Source organism: Streptomyces sp. NPDC031418 (assembly GCF_055581605.1).
Map to the genome: position 1 here is coordinate 234,255 of NZ_JBVIJC010000001.1, position 17,108 is coordinate 251,362.

Below are 17,108 nucleotides of genomic sequence, written 5' to 3' on the forward strand. Positions count from 1 at the left end.
AGTGCCCCGGCCCCCCTCGTCCATCTGTTGTCCAGCCCGTCCAGCCACGGACGGGTGATCTCTCCGCAGAGGCGCACTACGCCCACCGGCGCGCCACTACACTGCTTGCACAACACGCGTCAGGCCCACAGCGTCGTGCGTCTTCCGCGGCTAGCCCCCCTCCTCCGCCTGCGGCCGTCGGGACGGCCGTCCGCATGCTCTGGACTTGTGAGGACCTCACGTGAGCTCGAAACCCGTCGTACTCATCGCTGAAGAGCTGTCGCCCGCGACCGTGGACGCGCTCGGCCCGGACTTCGAGATCCGGCACACCAACGGCGCCGACCGGGCCGAACTGCTGCCCGCCATCGCCGACGTCGACGCGATCCTGATCCGTTCCGCCACCAAGGTCGACGCCGAGGCCATCGCCGCGGCGAAGAAGCTCAAGGTCGTCGCGCGAGCCGGCGTCGGCCTCGACAACGTGGACGTCTCCGCCGCCACCAAGGCCGGCGTGATGGTCGTCAACGCCCCGACCTCCAACATCGTGACCGCCGCCGAGCTGGCCTGCGGCCTCCTCGTCGCCACCGCCCGCCACATCCCGCAGGCCAACGCCGCGCTGAAGAACGGCGAGTGGAAGCGCAGCAAGTACACGGGCGTCGAGCTGGCCGAGAAGACCCTCGGCGTCGTCGGCCTCGGCCGCATCGGCGCCCTGGTCGCCCAGCGCATGTCCGCCTTCGGGATGAAGGTCGTCGCCTACGACCCCTACATCCAGCCCGCGCGCGCCGCGCAGATGGGCGTCAAGGTGCTGTCGCTGGACGAGCTGCTCGAGGTCTCCGACTTCATCACCGTCCACCTGCCCAAGACCCCCGAGACCCTCGGCCTGATCGGCGAGGAGGCGCTGCGCAAGGTCAAGCCGAGCGTGCGCATCGTCAACGCCGCGCGCGGCGGCATCGTGGACGAGGCGGCGCTGTACTCGGCGCTGAAGGAGGGCCGGGTCGCCGGCGCGGGCCTCGACGTCTACGCGAAGGAGCCGTGCACCGACTCCCCGCTGTTCGAGCTGGACCAGGTGGTCTGCACCCCGCACCTCGGCGCGTCGACCGACGAGGCGCAGGAGAAGGCCGGTATCGCCGTCGCCAAGTCGGTGCGCCTCGCCCTCGCCGGTGAGCTGGTCCCGGACGCGGTGAACGTGCAGGGCGGTGTCATCGCCGAGGACGTGAAGCCGGGCCTGCCGCTCGCCGAGCGCCTCGGCCGGATCTTCACCGCGCTCGCCGGTGAGGTCGCCGTCCGTCTCGACGTCGAGGTGTACGGCGAGATCACCCAGCACGATGTGAAGGTGCTGGAGCTGTCCGCGCTCAAGGGTGTCTTCGAGGACGTCGTCGACGAGACCGTGTCCTACGTCAACGCGCCGCTGTTCGCCCAGGAGCGCGGTGTCGAGGTCCGTCTGACCACCAGCTCCGAGTCCGCCGACCACCGCAACGTGGTCACCGTGCGCGGCACCCTGGGCACCGGCGAGGAGGTGTCGGTCTCCGGCACGCTGGCCGGTCCGAAGCACCTCCAGAAGATCGTGGCCGTCGGCGACTACGACGTCGACCTGGCGCTCGCCGACCACATGGTCGTCCTGCGCTACGAGGACCGTCCGGGTGTCGTCGGCACCGTCGGCCGCATCCTCGGCGAGGCGGGCATCAACATCGCCGGCATGCAGGTCGCCCGCGCGGCCGCCGGCGGCGAGGCGCTGGCCGTCCTGACCGTGGACGACACGGTCGGCGCCGGTGTGCTGGCCGAGCTGGCCTCGGAGATCGGGGCGACCTCCGCCCGCTCCGTGAACCTGGTCTGAGCCGTTCGCGCTCAAGCGCCGGCCGGGCTGATCGCGATCAGCCCGGCCGGCGCTTTTTCGTGCCGCCTTACTCGTCGTCCCCGCTCCCGATCCGGCGCAGGCTCACCGCCGCGCCCACCGCGGCCCCCAGCAGCAGCACCGCCCCGGCGATCGCCGCCGCGTGCATCCCGCTGGTGAACGCCGCCCGTGCCGTGGCGAGCAGGGACGCGCCGGCCCGGCCGGGCAGCGAGGCGGCGCTCGCCAGGGCTCCGCCCAGGGTCTCGCGGGCCCCGGCCGGAGCCGTGGCCGGCATCGCGTGGCGGTAGACCGCCGTACCGATGGAGCCGAGCACCGCCATACCGAGCGCGCCGCCGAACTCGGCGCCGGTCTCCAGCAGCGAGGAGGCCGTGCCCGCCCGCTCCAGCGGGGCGCCGCGCAGCGCGAGGTCGGTCAGCTGGGACATCAGCGCGACCAGCCCGCAGGCCAGGATTCCGGACCCGGTGAGCGCGAGCCACAGCGAGTCGGTGCCGACGAGGGCGAGCAGCGCACAGCCGACCGCCATGGTCGCGAAGCCGCCGGCGACGACGTACCCCCGGTTGACGCCCCGCCGTACGAGCTGGGCGGTGAGCGGAGCGGCGACCCCGATGAACACCGAGGGCAGCAGGCTCCACAGGGCCGCCGCCAGCGGGCTCTTGCCGAGGACCGCCTGGAGGTACTGCGTGGTGAAGACGGCCGAGCCCATCATGCCGAGACTGGCGACGAGGTTCAGCACCAGCGCCGGGGTGAAGCCGTGCCCCTTCAGCAGGGCGGGCGGGACCAGCGGGGCGGCCGTGGTGCGCTGGCGGTGGAGGAAGAGGGCCGCGAAGAGCAGACCGACGGTGAGCGAGCCGACGTAGAGCGGGTGCCAGCCCTCGGAGGGGATCTCCTTCAGGCCGTAGACCACGGGGAGCACGGCGGCCATCGACAGCGGGACGCTCGGCCAGTCGAAGCGGCCGGGCTCGGGATTGCGGAACTCCGGCAGCAGCACCGGGCCGAGGAGGAGCAGCAGCGCCATCGCGGGCAGGTTGACCAGGAAGACCGAGCCCCACCAGAAGTGCTCGACCAGGATGCCGCTCAGCACCGAGCCGAGGGCGATACCGCCGGTCATCACGCCGGACCACAGGCCGAGTGCCTTCGCCCGCTGGCCGGGGTCGGCGAACATCGTGCGCAGCAGCGCCATCGTGGACGGCATCAGGGTCGCGCCGCCGATGCCGAGGACCGCGCGGGCCGCGATCAGGGTCCCGGCGCTGTTCGCGTAGGCGGCCAGGAGCGAGGCGGCGCCGAAGGCCGCGGCCCCCGTCAGCAGCAGCCGGCGGTGGCCGACGCGGTCGCCCAGGGCGCCCATGGTCATCAGCAGGCCGGCCAGGACGAAGCCGTAGACGTCGAAGATCCACAGCTGCTGGGTGCCGCTCGGGTGCAGGTCGGCGCTGATCGCCGGGGTCGCGAAGTACAGGACCGAGACGTCCATCGAGACCAGCAGCAGCGGCAGCATCAGCACGCCGAGCGCGGTCCACTCGCGGCGTCCGGCGCGGGCGGTCGGGGAGGGGGAGGGGATCGGACTCGGGGCGGTGCTCGTCGCGTTGGTCATGACAGGGAATGTACAAGCGTCTTAAACGGCTGTCTAGAACGATTGTATAAGTCATGCGTCTATGACGGCTGTATGGACCGTGGGTAGGGTGAGGCCATGGGACACCGTGAGGATCTGCTCGAAGGCGCCAAGCGCTGCCTGCTGGAGAAGGGCTTCGCGCGCACGACGGCACGCGACATCGTCAAGGAGTCGGGGACCAACCTGGCCTCGATCGGCTACCACTACGGGTCGAAGGACGCGCTCCTGGCGCAGGCGTATGTGGCGCTGATCGAGGGCGTGGGGGAGAGCTTCGACCCCGGCTGGGGCAGCGGCGGCGAGGTCACCTCACCCGCCGGCTCGCTGGCCCGGTTCCAGGAGGTGTGGGCGAACATCATCCGGTCGGTGCCCGCCTCCCGGGCGATCTGGCTGCTCAGCTTCGAGCTGCTCTTCCAGGGCGACCGGCTGCCGGAGGTGCGCAAACTCCTCGCCGAGGCCCAGGTGGAGGGCCGTAAGGGCATCCTGTCGATGTTCAACGGCGTGCCGGAGGACCGGCTGGACGACGCGGCCGTCGACACCGAGGGCCGCTTCTACCAGACCCTGCTCAACGGGCTGATGGTCCAGTGGCTGTTCGACCCCGACTCGGCGACCGGGGCCGAACAGCTCACCGAGGGCCTGCGCCGGATCCTCGCGGCGGCCGAGCCGAGCTGATCCCCTGCGAACCGCCTTCCAGTACAGTCGACTTGAAGTGGTTCGCGGGCGTCTTCGGGGGGCCGGATGGACAGTGCCGGGGTCGAGCGGGTCCGGGTGAACGTGTTCGCTCCGGCCGACGCGGAGTCGCTGGCCGCGACCGAGGCCGCGTTCGCGGCCGCCGAAAGCGCCGGGAAGGGCGTCGACGCGCGCGGGACCGTTCCGCTGGGCGACGTGCTGATGATCGGCTCGGTGGCGACGCACGCCCTCGCCTATCTGATCAACACCCTGCGCAAGGCGTGGAGCAAGGGCGTGGTGGTCGACGCGATCGGACGGCAGCTCACCATCCGCCAGGACCCGGCGCTGCCGCGCGGTGTGGTGGTGGTTCGCGCCAAGTCGGGCGAGGTGACCGTGCGTGACGGGGCCGGGCTGGCGGATGTCATCGCGGGTGCGCTGCCGCCCCGCGGCGGGGACGCCGGGTCCGGCGGTGCCGCCGGGGGACCGGGCGGTGTCTGACCCGGGGCGCAGCATCCTCTTTGCCGAGCAGCAGAATCCCCTGCTCGCGGCCGAGGCGCGCGAGATGAGCATGGCCTTCGCGGACTTCTCCTTCCTGCGGTGGATCACCGGCGAGGAGGATCCGGACCGGGCCTGGGAGATGTACTTCGACCGGACCCAGCGCCAGGTGCGAGGGCTTCTGGACGGGCTGCTGGGCACCTTTCCCCCGGAGGACCACGCCCGGGCGCTGGAACTGGCGCGCTCCGTCGAGGCGTTCGTCCTGCCGTCGAGGGCCGTGGAGTCCCGGGTCTTCCGCAACCCCGGCGAGGCCGGCGGCTGGCTCATCGGCATCTCCCCGCTCGTGGTGCAGATGAGCGCCGAGATCGCCTGGGGGATGAACACCGCCCACCCCTACATGGCCGAAGTGCTGCCCAAGGGCTGGCAGGAGGCGACGATGCACGCCTTCGAATCGCTCGACCTGTTCATCAGCCGGTACATCCGTGCGCTGGAGGGGAACGGTGAAGCGCCCCCGCCGACGAGCATGCTGGACATCGCGATGGAGGTCACCGCCGAGGACCGGGAACGGCAGCACGGCAGGGGGCCGCGCGACTTCTACGACGCGGCGGTCGCCTTCGCCCTCACCCATGAACTGACCCACATCCAGTACGGGCATCTCTGGCCGGCGGACCACGCCGGCCCGCCGGTGCTCCTCCCCCAGGACACCGCCGCGGCCCTCGGATTCACCGACGAGGAGAACGAGGAACTCATCGCCGACGCCGCGACCTTCACCGCCTGCTTCAACTACTTCCTCGGCGCGTGGTTCATGCTGAACGAGCGGCCCCGCGCCCTGCGCCACCCGGTGCGGGCATGGCGCTGGCAGGCCCGGATGCGGCTCACCGCCTGGCACAGCGCGCGGCGCGCGACCGAGGCCTGCGAGGCCTACTACTCCACCGTCGCCATTCTCGCGGACCTCACCTTCCGCCGCGGCGACGACGACACATCCCGGCGGCTGATGACCACCGCCGCCCGGCTCCCGCTGATCCAGCTCTACGTCCAGCGGATGCGCGAGGAGCAACTCGCCGCCGCCTACGGGCCGTTCATGTGGGCCGACCGGGACGTCTCCTACCGCAAGGCGCACCACCGCTGGCGCATCCACATCATCGACGACGTCCTGCCGGCGACGAGCCGCCACCAGCGCTCGGACACCCCCGACTGGGTCCTCTCGCTGCGCACCCCCGTCGATCCGGCCGGTGAGAAGCCGCTGGCGGCCATCGCCCTGGCCGAGTGGCAGCAGACGCTCGACCGGGTGACGCGGGAGCAGGGGCCCGACGCCCCCGACACCTTCGCCGCGCGGGCCAACCTCGCGCAGTTGCGGTACCAGAGCGGAGACACCGCGGGCGTGGTGGCCACGCTGGAGGAGCTGCGCGGCGACGTGGAGCGGGCGCTGGGCCGCGACCACCTCCACGCCTTCACCGTCCGGCACAACCTGGCCTGGTTCCGGGCGGACACGGGCGACCGCGAGGGGGCCATCACCGCGTACCTCGAACTCCTCGCCGACCAGGAACGCGTCCTCGGCCGCAAGCACCCCGAAGCCCTGGACACCCGGTACGAACTGGCCTGGCTGTACGGCCAGACCGGCAGGGCGGCTCTGGCGGCGGACACCTTCCAGGTGCTGCTGACGGCCTACGAGCGCGCCCTCGGCCCCGGCCACTCCGCCACGGTCGCCACCCGCAAGAGCCTCGCCCACTGGCGCGAGCGGGCGGGGGACCCGGCGGGAGCGGCCGCCGTCGAGGCCCAGCTGCTGGCCCAGCAGGAGCCCGTGCTCAGCCCCGGCCATCCCGACACGCTCGCCGCCTACGAGGCCCGCCTCGCCGAACACCGCCGGACCCGCGGCCTCGGCCACCCGGACACCCTCACCACCCTCTGGCTCGTCGCGATGCTGCGCGGCAGGGCGGGTGACGCGGCCGGGGCCGCCGCCGCGTACCAGGAACTGCTCGGCCAGGACCTGCACGAGCTGGGCTTCGACGAGGTGGACCTCCGGCTCGTCCGGGACAGCCTCGACCACTGGCGGGGCCGCGCCGCCGATGGGTGAGGGCGCCCCGGCGGGAAGCCGCCGGCCGCTCCTACCCGGCCGGCAGGGCGAAGGCGTAGCCGCGCCGCTCGCCGCAGGCGGGGCACAGGCCGGTGAAGAGGGAGTGCGGGCCGCTGTCCGTCCGGGTCACGCTGTTGTCCCAGCGGCAGCGGAACTCCCCGCACGCGCAGGCGCGGTGCACCACGTCCACGAACGCGCCGAGGTTGGTGTCGTGCCCCGTCTCGGGCTCGGGATCGGGGACGTATCCGTCGGTGAGCCGGGGATACGGCCGGCGCTTGCGCTCCAGCGAGGACGCGGTGACGGCGCCCTGCCCCTCGCACTCGACGCAGGAGCCGGGCCCGTAGTTGCTCGCGTAGCACCAGCAGCGGCCGTAGCTCCGGGGATTGCCCGGGTCGCGGCCGGTGCCCTCGCAGTCCATGCAGGCTCCCCAGCCGTGGCAGGTGTCGCACAGCACGCCGTCGACCGTGCTGAGGGTGTACGAGGGCTGCCCCAGCGCCCGTGCCGGGAACACCACCGGCGACCAGGCGGTGCACATGAGGATCGCCGGGCCCCGGCCCTGACGGATCTCGGCCGTGTGGTCGCCGTGCCGGACCGTTCCCCGGCCGGCCGTCTCCCACCCGGCCGACCGGAAGGCGTCCTGTACGGCGTCGACGCCGGGCGATCCGGCTCCGTCCAGGGCGGCGAGGAGCAGCGAACGATGCCCGACCGGCTCGGGGTCGTTCAGGTGGACCGGGTCCGTCCACGCCCGGACCAGTACCGGCGAGTGTGCCGGGGATGCCGTGGAGAGGATCCCGAGTATCTGCTCCTTCAGCCACATGGACGCATCCTGGCACGGGCCCCGGCGCCGGGCCCGGGCATGACAGGAAAGGGCCCGGCTACAGCCGTGCCCCCTTCAGGGCCATGTGCAGCAGCAGCCGGTCCTCCCCGTCGTCCAGGTCCAGGCCCGTCAGCTGTTCCACGCGGGACAGCCGGTAGTAGAGGGTCTGGCGGTGGACGCCGAGGGCGGCGGCGGTGCGGCCGGCCTGGCCGGCGTGGTCCAGGTAGGCCTCCGCGGTCCGGGCCAGTTCCTGGTGGGCGGGGGCGAGGAGCGGGGCCACGGCCGGGTCCTGGGTCACCCGGGCGGGCAGCGAGGTGAGCAGCCGGTAGGGGCCGATCCGGGACCACTCGGCGACCGGTCCGAGCCGGGGCTCGGCGAGCGCGGCCCGGGCCGCCGCCGACGCCTGCTGCCAGGCCACGCCCAGCTCGGCCAGGCCGGGCCGGACCTCGCCGACCCCGGCCGCGCGGGCGCCCTCCCGCAGCAGCCGCGAGGCGGCCGTCAGCGCCGGGGCGAGGATGTCCGTCGAGCGCAGCCGCACCAGCACGGCCAGACACTGCCGCCCCGGCCCCGCCACCGCACCGGCCTTGGCGTCCTCCTCCCACGGCACCGTGCACAGCGCCGTCGCGTGCGGCACCGTACGGGCCGACGGCGCGTCGTCGGGGTCGGCCGAGGGCCAGGGGGCGACACAGACCACGGCGTGCGGGCCCTGTCCGCGCGGGCCCAGCGCGGTGCGCAGCGCGCCCACCGCCATGTCCTGCCGCCAGCCCGGCTCGGTGCTCAGCACCGCCCGGAACTCCCGGGTCAGATCGGCGCCGTGCTGTGCCTCGTCGGCGAGCAGCGCGCCGATCCGGGCCGTCACCGCCATGGCCGCCGCCAGCTGGGCGTCCGTCGGACCGGGGTCGTCCTCCAGCAGCCAGACATAGCCGAGGACGACGCCCCGGTGGCGTGCGGGCAGGCAGATCCGGCCGCGGTACACCCCCGCCGCCGGCGTCGGCGGGATCCGCACCGGCCCGGTCGCCCGGGCGATGCCGAACCCCTCGAACCAGGCCCGGACCGCCGCCGTGGAGCGCCGGGTGAGGATCGAGCGGGTGCGGACCGGGTCCAGGGCCGAGGGATCGAGGTCGCCCTCGCTGTCGTACGCCCCGAAGGCGATCAGCTCGAAGTCCCGGTTCTCCAGGGTCGCCGGTGCGCCCAGCAGCTCCGAGATCTCATCGACCAGTTCCTGGTAGTCACCCCTGTATTCGGCCGTCACCCGGGCATTCTCCCGCATTTCCGCAGGGGCTTCATACATCTGTCTGAGATCCCGTGCACGGATGCGTGACAGCTGTCGATGGCCGAGGATCGGAGGGATCCTTAGGTTTCACGGTGGTTCTCCGTGCCGTACCCGAAGCGTCGGGTGATGGCCGTTTCGGTGCTTGTCTGTGGAGGTGCCCCGTGCTGGGTCCCGTGATTCTCGCCGCGTCGCGAAGCGACCGGATGCGACGCCTGATCTCGGCGGCCCCGGTGACGAAGCAGGTCGTCGACCGCTTCATCCCCGGCGAGACGGTGGCCGACATCGTCCCGATCATCAAGGACCTGACGGCCAGGGGTCTGGAGCTGACGATGGACGTCGTCGGCGAGGACATCACCACCCCCGAGCAGGCCACCGCCGCCCGGGACGCCTACCTCGCGCTCATCGACCACCTCAAGGAGCTGGACCTCGGCACGCGCGTCGAGATGTCCGTCAAGCTCTCCATGTTCGGCCAGGCGCTGCCCGGCGGCCACGAGCTGGCGCTCGCGAACGTCCGCCCGGTCGTCGAGGCCGCCGCCGCCATCGGTACGACGGTCACGCTCGACGCCGAGGACCACACCACCCTCGACTCGATGTTCGCCATCCACGAGGAGCTGCGGAAGGACTTCCCGCAGACCGGCTGCGTCATCCAGGCCTACCTCTTCCGCACCGAGGCCGACGCCCGCCGGCTGGCCGAGTCCGGCAGCCGCGTCCGCCTGGTCAAGGGCGCCTACAAGGAGCCCGCCGGGGTCGCGTACCAGCAGAAGCACGAGATCGACAAGGCGTACGTCCGCATCCTGCGGATCCTGATGGAGGGCGAGGGCTACCCGATGATCGGGTCCCACGACCCGCGCCTGATCTCCATCGCCCAGGAGCTGGCCCACAAGGCCGGCCGCAAGCTGGACGAGTACGAGTTCCAGATGCTGTACGGCATCCGCGGCGACGAGCACCTGCGACTGGCCGCCGAGGGCCACCGCATGCGCGTCTACACCGCCTACGGCACCGACTGGTACGGCTACTTCATGCGCCGTCTCGCGGAGAAGCCGGCCAACCTCCGCTTCTTCCTCCGTTCGATGGTCAGCAAGGGCTGAGCCGCCCCCAAGCCCCACCACCCGCTCACGCACAAGGAGTTCGGATCTCATGGACGCTGTGACCCAGGTCCCCACCCCCGTCAACGAGCCGGTGCACGGCTACGCCCCCGGCTCGCCCGAGCGCGCCCGCCTCGAGGTCAAGCTCAAGGAGCTGGCCGAGAACCCGATCGACCTGCCGATGACCATCGGCGGCGAGAAGCGGATGGGCGGCGGCGAGCCGTTCCAGGTGGTCCAGCCGCACAACCACAAGGCCGTCATCGGCACCGGCCGGCACGCCACGCAGGCGGACGCCCAGGACGCCATCGACGCGGCCCTGGCCGCCGCGCCGGCCTGGCGCGCGATGGCCTTCGACGACCGTGCCGCGATCATCCTGCGCGCCGCCGAGCTGCTGGCCGGTCCGTGGCGCGAGACCATCGCCGCCTCCACCATGCTGGGCCAGTCCAAGACCGCCCAGCAGGCGGAGATCGACAGCCCCTGTGAGCTGGTCGACTTCTGGCGTTTCAACGTCCACTACGCCCGCCAGATCCTCGCCGAGCAGCCGCCGGCGAACTCCCCGGGTGTGTGGAACCGCCTGGACCACCGCCCGCTGGAGGGCTTCGTCTACGCGATCACGCCGTTCAACTTCTCGGCGATCGCGGCGAACCTGCCCACCGCCCCGGCCCTCATGGGCAACGTGGTGGTCTGGAAGCCGTCCCCGACCCAGACCCACGCGGCCGTCCTGCTGATGCAGCTGCTGGAGGAGGCGGGCCTGCCCAAGGGCGTCATCAACCTGGTCACCGGCGACGGCATCGCCGTCTCCGAGGTCGCCCTGCACCACCGCGACCTGGCCGGCATCCACTTCACCGGTTCCACCAAGACCTTCCAGTACCTGTGGAAGACGGTCGGCACCAACATCGAGAAGTACCGCTCGTACCCGCGTCTGGTCGGCGAGACCGGCGGCAAGGACTTCGTGGTCGCCCACCCGTCGGCCGACCGCGCGGTGCTGAAGACGGCCCTGACCCGCGGTGCCTTCGAGTACCAGGGCCAGAAGTGCAGCGCCACCTCCCGCGCGTACCTCCCGGCGTCGATCTGGAACAGCGGCTTCAAGGAGGAGTTCGCGGCCGAGGTCGACTACCTCACCATGGGTGACGTCACCGACCTGTCGAACTTCATGGGCGCCGTGATCGACGACCGCTCCTTCGCCAAGAACAAGGCCGCGATCGACCGCGCCAAGCAGGACCCGGCGTGCACGATCGTCGCGGGCGGCACCTACGACGACTCGGTCGGCTACTTCGTCCGCCCGACCGTCATCGAGTGCACCGACCCGGAGAACGAGGTCTTCACGACCGAGTACTTCGGCCCGATCCTCGCGGTGTACGTCTACGAGGACGACAAGTACGACGAGATGCTGACCCAGATGGAGTCGGTGTCCGACTACGCCCTCACCGGCTCGGTCATCTCCAACGACCGTGCCGCGGCGGCCTACACGATGGAGAAGCTGCGCTACGCGGCCGGCAACTTCTACATCAACGACAAGTCGACCGGCGCCGTCGTCGGCCAGCAGCCCTTCGGCGGCGGCCGGGCCTCCGGCACCAACGACAAGGCCGGTGCCCCGCAGAACCTGCTGCGCTGGACGCTGACCCGCGCCATCAAGGAGACGCTGGTCCCGCCGACCGACTACACGTACCCGCACATGGGCTGATCCCGGCCCCCCAAGTCACGGGCCGGCAGGCCTGCCTCGGAGCAGGCCTGCCGGCCCGTCGCCATCTCTGGCCACGCCGCCCCTACGAGAAGTTCAGGGTGATGTCCTTCCCGTCCTTGAGGCCGCTCTGCTTGACGCTCGGGTGGAAGCTGTGCGTCGTGCCGCCCGAGGTCTCGCAGTTCACGGTGACGCGGAGGGTGAACGCCTTGTTCACCGGGACGGTGAGGTCGACCGGACCGTACGCGCCGCTCGACTGGTCGTTGTTGTCCACGGAGTCCGCCGCGGGGCCCTGCCCGGCGTTCAGCGTGATCTCGGTGGGTACGGTGTTCGGGAACCTCGTCGCGCAACTCGCCGTGCCGGAGTAGCTCACGGTTCCCGTGGTGGTTGCCGAGTGCGCCGGTCCCACGACCAGCAGACTTCCGACGGTGGCCGTGGCGAGGACCGCCACGGCGCGGGACCTGTGGACGATGCGCGATGTGTTCGTGGGCATGTCACCACCTGCTCATGGTGTGCGGGTGTGTGATGGGGCCGCATGCGCGCGTCGCGCTGGGACGGGCGCTCTGCTGGTGGGGACCTCCGCGGGGTCGGCCGTCGCGTCGGCCTGGATGTCACTGCCGCGCGGTGTCACAGCAGCCCCGTCAGCCCCATCCGTTCACACACCACGCTGCAACACCCCGGCCCCGGCTGCAACCGCAGCCCCGCTGACCAGGCACGGGCCGGGAAAGAGTCTCAGGGGATCGCGCGGACGAGCATCTTTCCCGTGTTGCCGCCGCGCAGCATCCGCAGGAACGCCTCCACGATCCGCTCGAACCCGTCGACCACCGTCTCGTCCGCCGTCAGCGCCCCGCTGCGCAGATGCGGCACGGCGAAGTCGTACAACTCCTCCTGGAGATGCGTGTGGTCGCGGACCAGGAAGCCCTCGATGCGCAGCCGCTTCTCCACCACGGCGGCGTGGTCGAAGACGACCGGCGGCGCGTCCGGGGTGTTGTACTGGCTGATCGTGCCGATCCGCACCACCCGGCCCCGGTCGCGCAGCGCGTCGATCCCCGCGCCGAGGTGCTCGCCGCCGACGTTGTCGACGAACACGTCGACGCCCGCGGGGGCGGCCTCGGCCAGCAGGTCGGCGACCGGGGCGGTGTGGTAGTCGAAGACCGTGTCGTAGCCGACCCGGTCGGCCAGGTACGCGGCCTTCTGCGGGCTGCCCGCGCTGCCGGTGAGCCGGCCCGCGCCGAGCAGCCGGGCGAAGCGGCCGACCGCCGTGCCGACCCCGCCCGCGGCGCCGGAGACGAACAGGTCCTCGCCCTCGCGCAGCCGGGCGATCCGGGTGAGGGCGACATACGCGGTGAGGCCGGTGCCGCCCAGCACGCTCAGATACGCGGACAGCGGCACGCCCGGGTGGTGGGGGAGCCGGCGCACCTCCTCCGGGCGGACCACGGCATGGGTGCGCCAGCCCTGGCGGTGGAAGACGACCTCGCCCTCGGGCAGCGCCGGGGTGCGGGAGGCGACGACCCGGCCGAGCGTGCGGCCCTCCAGCGGGGCGCCGAGCGCGAACTCACCGTCCATCATCTCGCGGTGGTAGGGATCCACGGACCAGTAGAGGTTCTCCACCAGGGCGGTGCCGGGGGCCGGTTCGGGGACCGGGGACTCGGCGAAGCGGAAGTGGTCCGCGGTGGGGAAGCCGGTGGGGCGGGCGGTCTGCTGGACGGTGAGCGCTGTTTCGGTCATGGACGGGACGCTAGGCAGGAATGCCGGAGCCGGGCAGAGGGTTGCGCTCATGGAACGCGCCGGTCCATGAGACGCCCTCATATACCCAGGTGGGAGCCCCGAATTGAGCACAGCCGACCTTGCCCCGCAGGAGCTGAGAATCCTGGTCGCCGTGGCCGACGAGGGAGGGTTCTCGGCCGCGGCCGGCCGGCTCGGCGCCACCCAGTCCGCCGTCTCGCACGCCGTGCGCGGGATCGAGCGGAAACTCGGTGCGGTGCTCTTCGAGCGGGGCCGGTTCGGCGCCCGGCCCACGGCCGCCGGCGAGCGGGCCGCGGCGCATGCCCGGCGGGTGCTGCGGATGCTGGACGCGCTGGCCGCGGACGTCCGCGCCGCGGACGGCAGGGGGATCTCCGGGCCGCTGCGGATCGCCGCCTTCCGCAGCGCGGCGCTGCATCTGCTCCCGCCCGCCCTGGAGCGGCTGGGCGCCCTGCACCCCGGCATCGAGGTCGAGGTGAACGTCGTACGGGAGGTGGGCGCCGGTACCGCGGGCGAGGTCGCGGCCGGCCGGGCCGACGTCGGGATCGCCACCCTCAACGGGCCCTTCCTCGCCGGGCTGGTCGGCGATGTGCTGCTGGAGGAGCCGTACTCCCTGGTGGCCCCGGCGGGGCACCCGGCGCCGCGCGGCCTGCCGCTGGTCGACTGGACGGAGAACTGCGGCTCCTACACGCGCGACTGGTGGGCCGCCCAGGACTGGATCCCGGCGGCCACCGTGCGGGCCGAGGACGACGGGGCGGTGCTGTCCATGGTGGGCAGCGGGCTCGGCATGGCGATCATGCCGGAGCTGTCGCTCGCCGCCGCACCGCCCACCGTGGCGGTCACCGACCTCGGCCCGGCGCGGCCGTATCGCTCGGTCGGGTACGTCACCACCGCCGAACTCGCCGGCACCACCGCCGTACGGGCCCTGATCCGCACCCTGCGCACCCTGGGCCACAGCACACCCGAACGCACGAAAGCCCAGCTCAGGGCGGTGTGAGCCGGTCCGCCGTCTCAGATAGTAGGAAGTCCGAGTAATTGTGCAGACAGCGGCGGCCGGCTCCCTTAGTTTTGTAGGAGCCGAACGTCTCGCTCGATCCAGCGAATGGCGGTCGTGAGCCGGGCCCCGTGCAGGCAACCCCTGCGGTCCGCCGCTCTCCGCCCCTTCCGGCGTCTCGCTCACCCCTCATGACCCTCTTGTGCTCCGCGTTTGCGAAGGAGTCGATTCCCATGGCCGAGACGACCGTCCGCCGCCGCGTCCGCCACGTGTCCCGCGCGAGCGAGTCCGACCGCAAGAACGCCGCCGCCGCCCTCCAGCGGGCCCTCGACCGCCGTGACAACGGCGGCGAGACCGGCCACTGAGCCGGCCGACGCCGCATCGGTCGTCCGTATGGTGGACGCGCCGTGTCATCACCTGGGACGAGGAGTAGGGTGCCCGCATGTCTCGCAGCATCAATCTCGCAGTGATCCCCGGTGACGGCATCGGCCAGGAGGTCGTGGCCGAGGGTCTCAAGGTCCTCTCCGCCGTCCTGCCGCAGGATGTGAAGCTGGAGACGAAGGAGTTCGACTTCGGCGCCAAGCGCTACCACGCCACCGGTGAGACCCTCACCGACGCGGACCTGGCGCAGCTGAAGCAGCACGACGCGATCCTCCTCGGCGCCATCGGCGACCCGTCGGTCCCCTCCGGCGTCCTGGAGCGCGGCTTCCTGCTCAAGCTCCGCTTCGCCTTCGACCACCACGTCAACCTGCGGCCGAGCAAGCTGCTCCCCGGCGTCGCGACCCCGCTGGCCGGCCAGCCCGAGATCGACTTCGTGGTCGTCCGCGAGGGCACCGAGGGCCCCTACACCGGCAACGGCGGCACCATCCGCAAGGGCACCGAGCACGAGGTCGCCACCGAGGTCTCCGTCAACACCGCCTACGGTGTCGAGCGCGTGGTCCGCGACGCCTTCGCCCGCGCCCAGGCCCGCCCGCGCAAGAAGCTCACGCTGGTCCACAAGAACAACGTGCTGACCTTCGCCGGGCACCTGTGGACGGACATCTTCACCAAGGTGGCCAAGGAGTTCCCCGAGGTCACCACCGACTACCTGCACGTCGACGCCGCGACGATCTTCCTGGTCACCCAGCCCGAGCGCTTCGACGTCATCGTCACCGACAACCTCTTCGGCGACATCATCACCGACCTCGCCGCGGCCGTCTCCGGCGGCATCGGCGTGGCCGCCTCCGGCAACATCAACCCCAGCCGGGAGTTCCCGTCCATGTTCGAGCCGGTCCACGGCTCGGCCCCGGACATCGCCGGGCAGGGCAAGGCGGACCCGACCGCCACGGTCCTCTCCGTCGCCCTGCTGCTGCGCCACCTCGGCTACGACGCCGAGGCCGACCGCATCGACACCGCGGTCGCCGCCGACCTCACCGAGCGCGCGGGCCGACCCGCCCGCTCGACCTCCGAGATCGGCGACGCGCTCGCCGCGCGAGTAGCCGGCTGATCCGGCGCTCCACCCCTCAAGCCGCCGGGTCAACCGATCGCCCGGCGGCTTCCCCCTGTCCCCGCCGGGTGCCACCATCGACCCTTGGGCCGCTTCACCCCGGATCCTGACACCGCAGCCTCCGCGCGATAATCGGACGCGGAGCCGCGGTATGAGGGAATGCTCGGACGTCCTAGCACCCGCCGCAAGGCGGGCGCCGGGAGGGTGCGCGGCCCGTCACTACAACCGGTGAAGGACAACCACTCATGACGACGCCCACGATCGAGCTCAAGCCCTCCGCCAGCCCCCTCGCCGCCGCCGAGCGCGAGGCGATCCTGGCCGACCCGGGATTCGGCCGCCACTTCACCGACCACATGGTGACGATCAAGTGGACCGAGGGCCGCGGCTGGCACGACGCCCAGCTCGTCCCGTACGGGCCGATCTCCCTGGACCCCTCCACCCATGTCCTGCACTACGGCCAGGAGATCTTCGAGGGCCTGAAGGCCTACCGCCAGCCCGACGGCTCGGTCGCGCTGTTCCGTCCCGAGGCGAACGCCCGCCGCTTCCGGCACTCCGCCCGCCGCATGGCCATGGCCGAGCTGCCCGAGGAGCTGTTCATCGCCGCGCTGGACGCGCTGCTCACCCAGGACGCCGACTGGGTCCCGCCGCACGGCGGTGAGCAGGCGCTCTACCTGCGGCCGTTCATGTTCGCCACGGAGGCCGCGCTCGGTGTCCACCCGGCGAACGAGTACCTCTTCATGCTGATCGCCTCCCCCTCCGGCGCGTACTTCCCCGGCGGCGTCAAGCCGGTCACCATCTGGGTCGCCGAGGACCACGTCCGCGCCGTCCCCGGCGGCACCGGCGACGCCAAGACCGGCGGCAACTACGCCGCGTCCCTGCTGCCCCAGGCCGAGGCCGCCGCACACGGCTGCCACCAGGTCGTCTACCTCGACGCGGCCACCCGCACCAAGGTCGAGGAGAGCGGCAGCATGAACGTCGCCTTCGTCTACGGCGACCGGATCGTCACCCCCGAGCTGACCGGCTCGATCCTGGAGGGCATCACCCGCGACTCCCTGCTCCAGGTCGCCCGGGACCTCGGCTACACCGCCGAGGAGGGTGTGATCACCCTGGAGCAGTGGCGGGCGGACGCCGCGTCCGGCGCCCTCACCGAGGTCTTCGCGTGCGGCACCGCCGCCGTGGTCACGCCGATCGGTCACGTCAAGACGAAGACCGACGAGTGGACGCACGGCGACGGCAACCCGGGCGAGGTCACCCTGCGCCTGCGGGACGCGCTGCTGGGGATCCAGCGGGGGAATGTGGAGGACAAGCACGGCTGGATGCATCGCGTCGGCTGACGGCTTGGCCGGGGGCGCGATCTGTC

15 protein-coding genes are annotated in these 17,108 nt (G+C 72.1%); 10 read left to right on the plus strand and 5 right to left on the minus strand.

Features of this window, described 5'->3' with window-relative positions:
• Window positions 1–220: 220 nt before the first annotated feature.
• Complete coding sequence (gene serA / locus ACZ5CZ_RS01035) at window positions 221–1,810, plus strand: phosphoglycerate dehydrogenase (protein WP_385839797.1); 1,590 nt, start codon at window positions 221–223, stop codon at window positions 1,808–1,810.
• A 67-nt stretch (window positions 1,811–1,877) separates the two neighbouring features.
• Here serA and ACZ5CZ_RS01040 read toward each other — a convergent pair whose 3' ends face one another.
• On the minus strand, window positions 1,878–3,416 hold the full coding sequence (locus tag ACZ5CZ_RS01040; protein ID WP_468938076.1) for an MFS transporter: 1,539 nt from the start codon (window positions 3,414–3,416) through the stop codon (window positions 1,878–1,880).
• 96 nt (window positions 3,417–3,512) lie between these two features.
• On the opposite strand from ACZ5CZ_RS01040, the gene ACZ5CZ_RS01045 reads away from it, so the two are divergent.
• From ACZ5CZ_RS01045 to ACZ5CZ_RS01055, 3 genes are all read left to right on the plus strand, one after another.
• The gene (locus ACZ5CZ_RS01045; RefSeq protein ID WP_468938079.1) at window positions 3,513–4,103 is read left to right on the plus strand and encodes a TetR/AcrR family transcriptional regulator; all 591 of its coding nucleotides are present in this window, start codon (window positions 3,513–3,515) and stop codon (window positions 4,101–4,103) included.
• Between the two features lie 66 nt (window positions 4,104–4,169).
• Entirely contained in the window at window positions 4,170–4,598 is a 429-nt protein-coding gene (locus ACZ5CZ_RS01050; RefSeq protein WP_385839794.1) for a hypothetical protein, read from the plus strand.
• Window positions 4,591–6,669 carry a tetratricopeptide repeat protein gene (locus ACZ5CZ_RS01055; protein ID WP_468938080.1) on the plus strand — a complete coding sequence of 693 codons (2,079 nt, stop codon included), beginning with the start codon at window positions 4,591–4,593 and terminating at the stop codon, window positions 6,667–6,669. Before ACZ5CZ_RS01050 ends, ACZ5CZ_RS01055 begins: the two co-directional genes overlap by 8 nt.
• 31 nt (window positions 6,670–6,700) lie before the next feature.
• Here ACZ5CZ_RS01055 and ACZ5CZ_RS01060 read toward each other — a convergent pair whose 3' ends face one another.
• Window positions 6,701–7,486 carry a hypothetical protein gene (locus tag ACZ5CZ_RS01060; RefSeq protein WP_468938081.1) on the minus strand — a complete coding sequence of 262 codons (786 nt, stop codon included), beginning with the start codon at window positions 7,484–7,486 and terminating at the stop codon, window positions 6,701–6,703.
• 58 nt (window positions 7,487–7,544) lie between these two features.
• The gene (locus ACZ5CZ_RS01065; protein WP_468938084.1) at window positions 7,545–8,756 is read right to left on the minus strand and encodes a PucR family transcriptional regulator; all 1,212 of its coding nucleotides are present in this window, start codon (window positions 8,754–8,756) and stop codon (window positions 7,545–7,547) included.
• A 164-nt stretch (window positions 8,757–8,920) separates the two neighbouring features.
• Between ACZ5CZ_RS01065 and ACZ5CZ_RS01070 the strand changes: the two genes are divergently transcribed.
• The gene (locus tag ACZ5CZ_RS01070) at window positions 8,921–9,847 is read left to right on the plus strand and encodes a proline dehydrogenase family protein (RefSeq protein WP_468938086.1); all 927 of its coding nucleotides are present in this window, start codon (window positions 8,921–8,923) and stop codon (window positions 9,845–9,847) included.
• 49 nt (window positions 9,848–9,896) lie between these two features.
• A complete protein-coding gene (gene pruA, locus ACZ5CZ_RS01075) occupies window positions 9,897–11,528 on the plus strand; it encodes an L-glutamate gamma-semialdehyde dehydrogenase (protein ID WP_385839789.1) in 1,632 nt (543 codons plus the stop codon).
• 82 nt (window positions 11,529–11,610) lie between these two features.
• Here the strand turns inward: pruA and ACZ5CZ_RS01080 are convergent, their stop codons facing one another.
• Entirely contained in the window at window positions 11,611–12,018 is a 408-nt protein-coding gene (locus ACZ5CZ_RS01080; RefSeq protein ID WP_385839788.1) for a hypothetical protein, read from the minus strand.
• A 239-nt stretch (window positions 12,019–12,257) separates the two neighbouring features.
• Window positions 12,258–13,253, minus strand: a complete 996-nt coding sequence (locus ACZ5CZ_RS01085; RefSeq protein ID WP_385839787.1) for an NADP-dependent oxidoreductase — start codon at window positions 13,251–13,253, stop codon at window positions 12,258–12,260.
• Between the two features lie 103 nt (window positions 13,254–13,356).
• Between ACZ5CZ_RS01085 and ACZ5CZ_RS01090 the strand changes: the two genes are divergently transcribed.
• From ACZ5CZ_RS01090 to ACZ5CZ_RS01105, 4 genes are all read left to right on the plus strand, one after another.
• Window positions 13,357–14,265, plus strand: coding sequence for a LysR family transcriptional regulator (locus tag ACZ5CZ_RS01090; RefSeq protein WP_468938091.1), 909 nt, complete (start codon window positions 13,357–13,359; stop codon window positions 14,263–14,265).
• Between the two features lie 230 nt (window positions 14,266–14,495).
• The gene (locus tag ACZ5CZ_RS01095) at window positions 14,496–14,627 is read left to right on the plus strand and encodes a hypothetical protein (protein ID WP_107100810.1); all 132 of its coding nucleotides are present in this window, start codon (window positions 14,496–14,498) and stop codon (window positions 14,625–14,627) included.
• A gap of 77 nt (window positions 14,628–14,704) precedes the next feature.
• Window positions 14,705–15,748 (plus strand): 3-isopropylmalate dehydrogenase, encoded by a 1,044-nt coding sequence (locus ACZ5CZ_RS01100; protein WP_385839784.1) that lies wholly within the window; start codon window positions 14,705–14,707, stop codon window positions 15,746–15,748.
• 245 nt (window positions 15,749–15,993) lie between these two features.
• Complete coding sequence (locus ACZ5CZ_RS01105; protein WP_385839783.1) at window positions 15,994–17,082, plus strand: branched-chain amino acid aminotransferase; 1,089 nt, start codon at window positions 15,994–15,996, stop codon at window positions 17,080–17,082.
• Window positions 17,083–17,108: the final 26 nt, after the last annotated feature.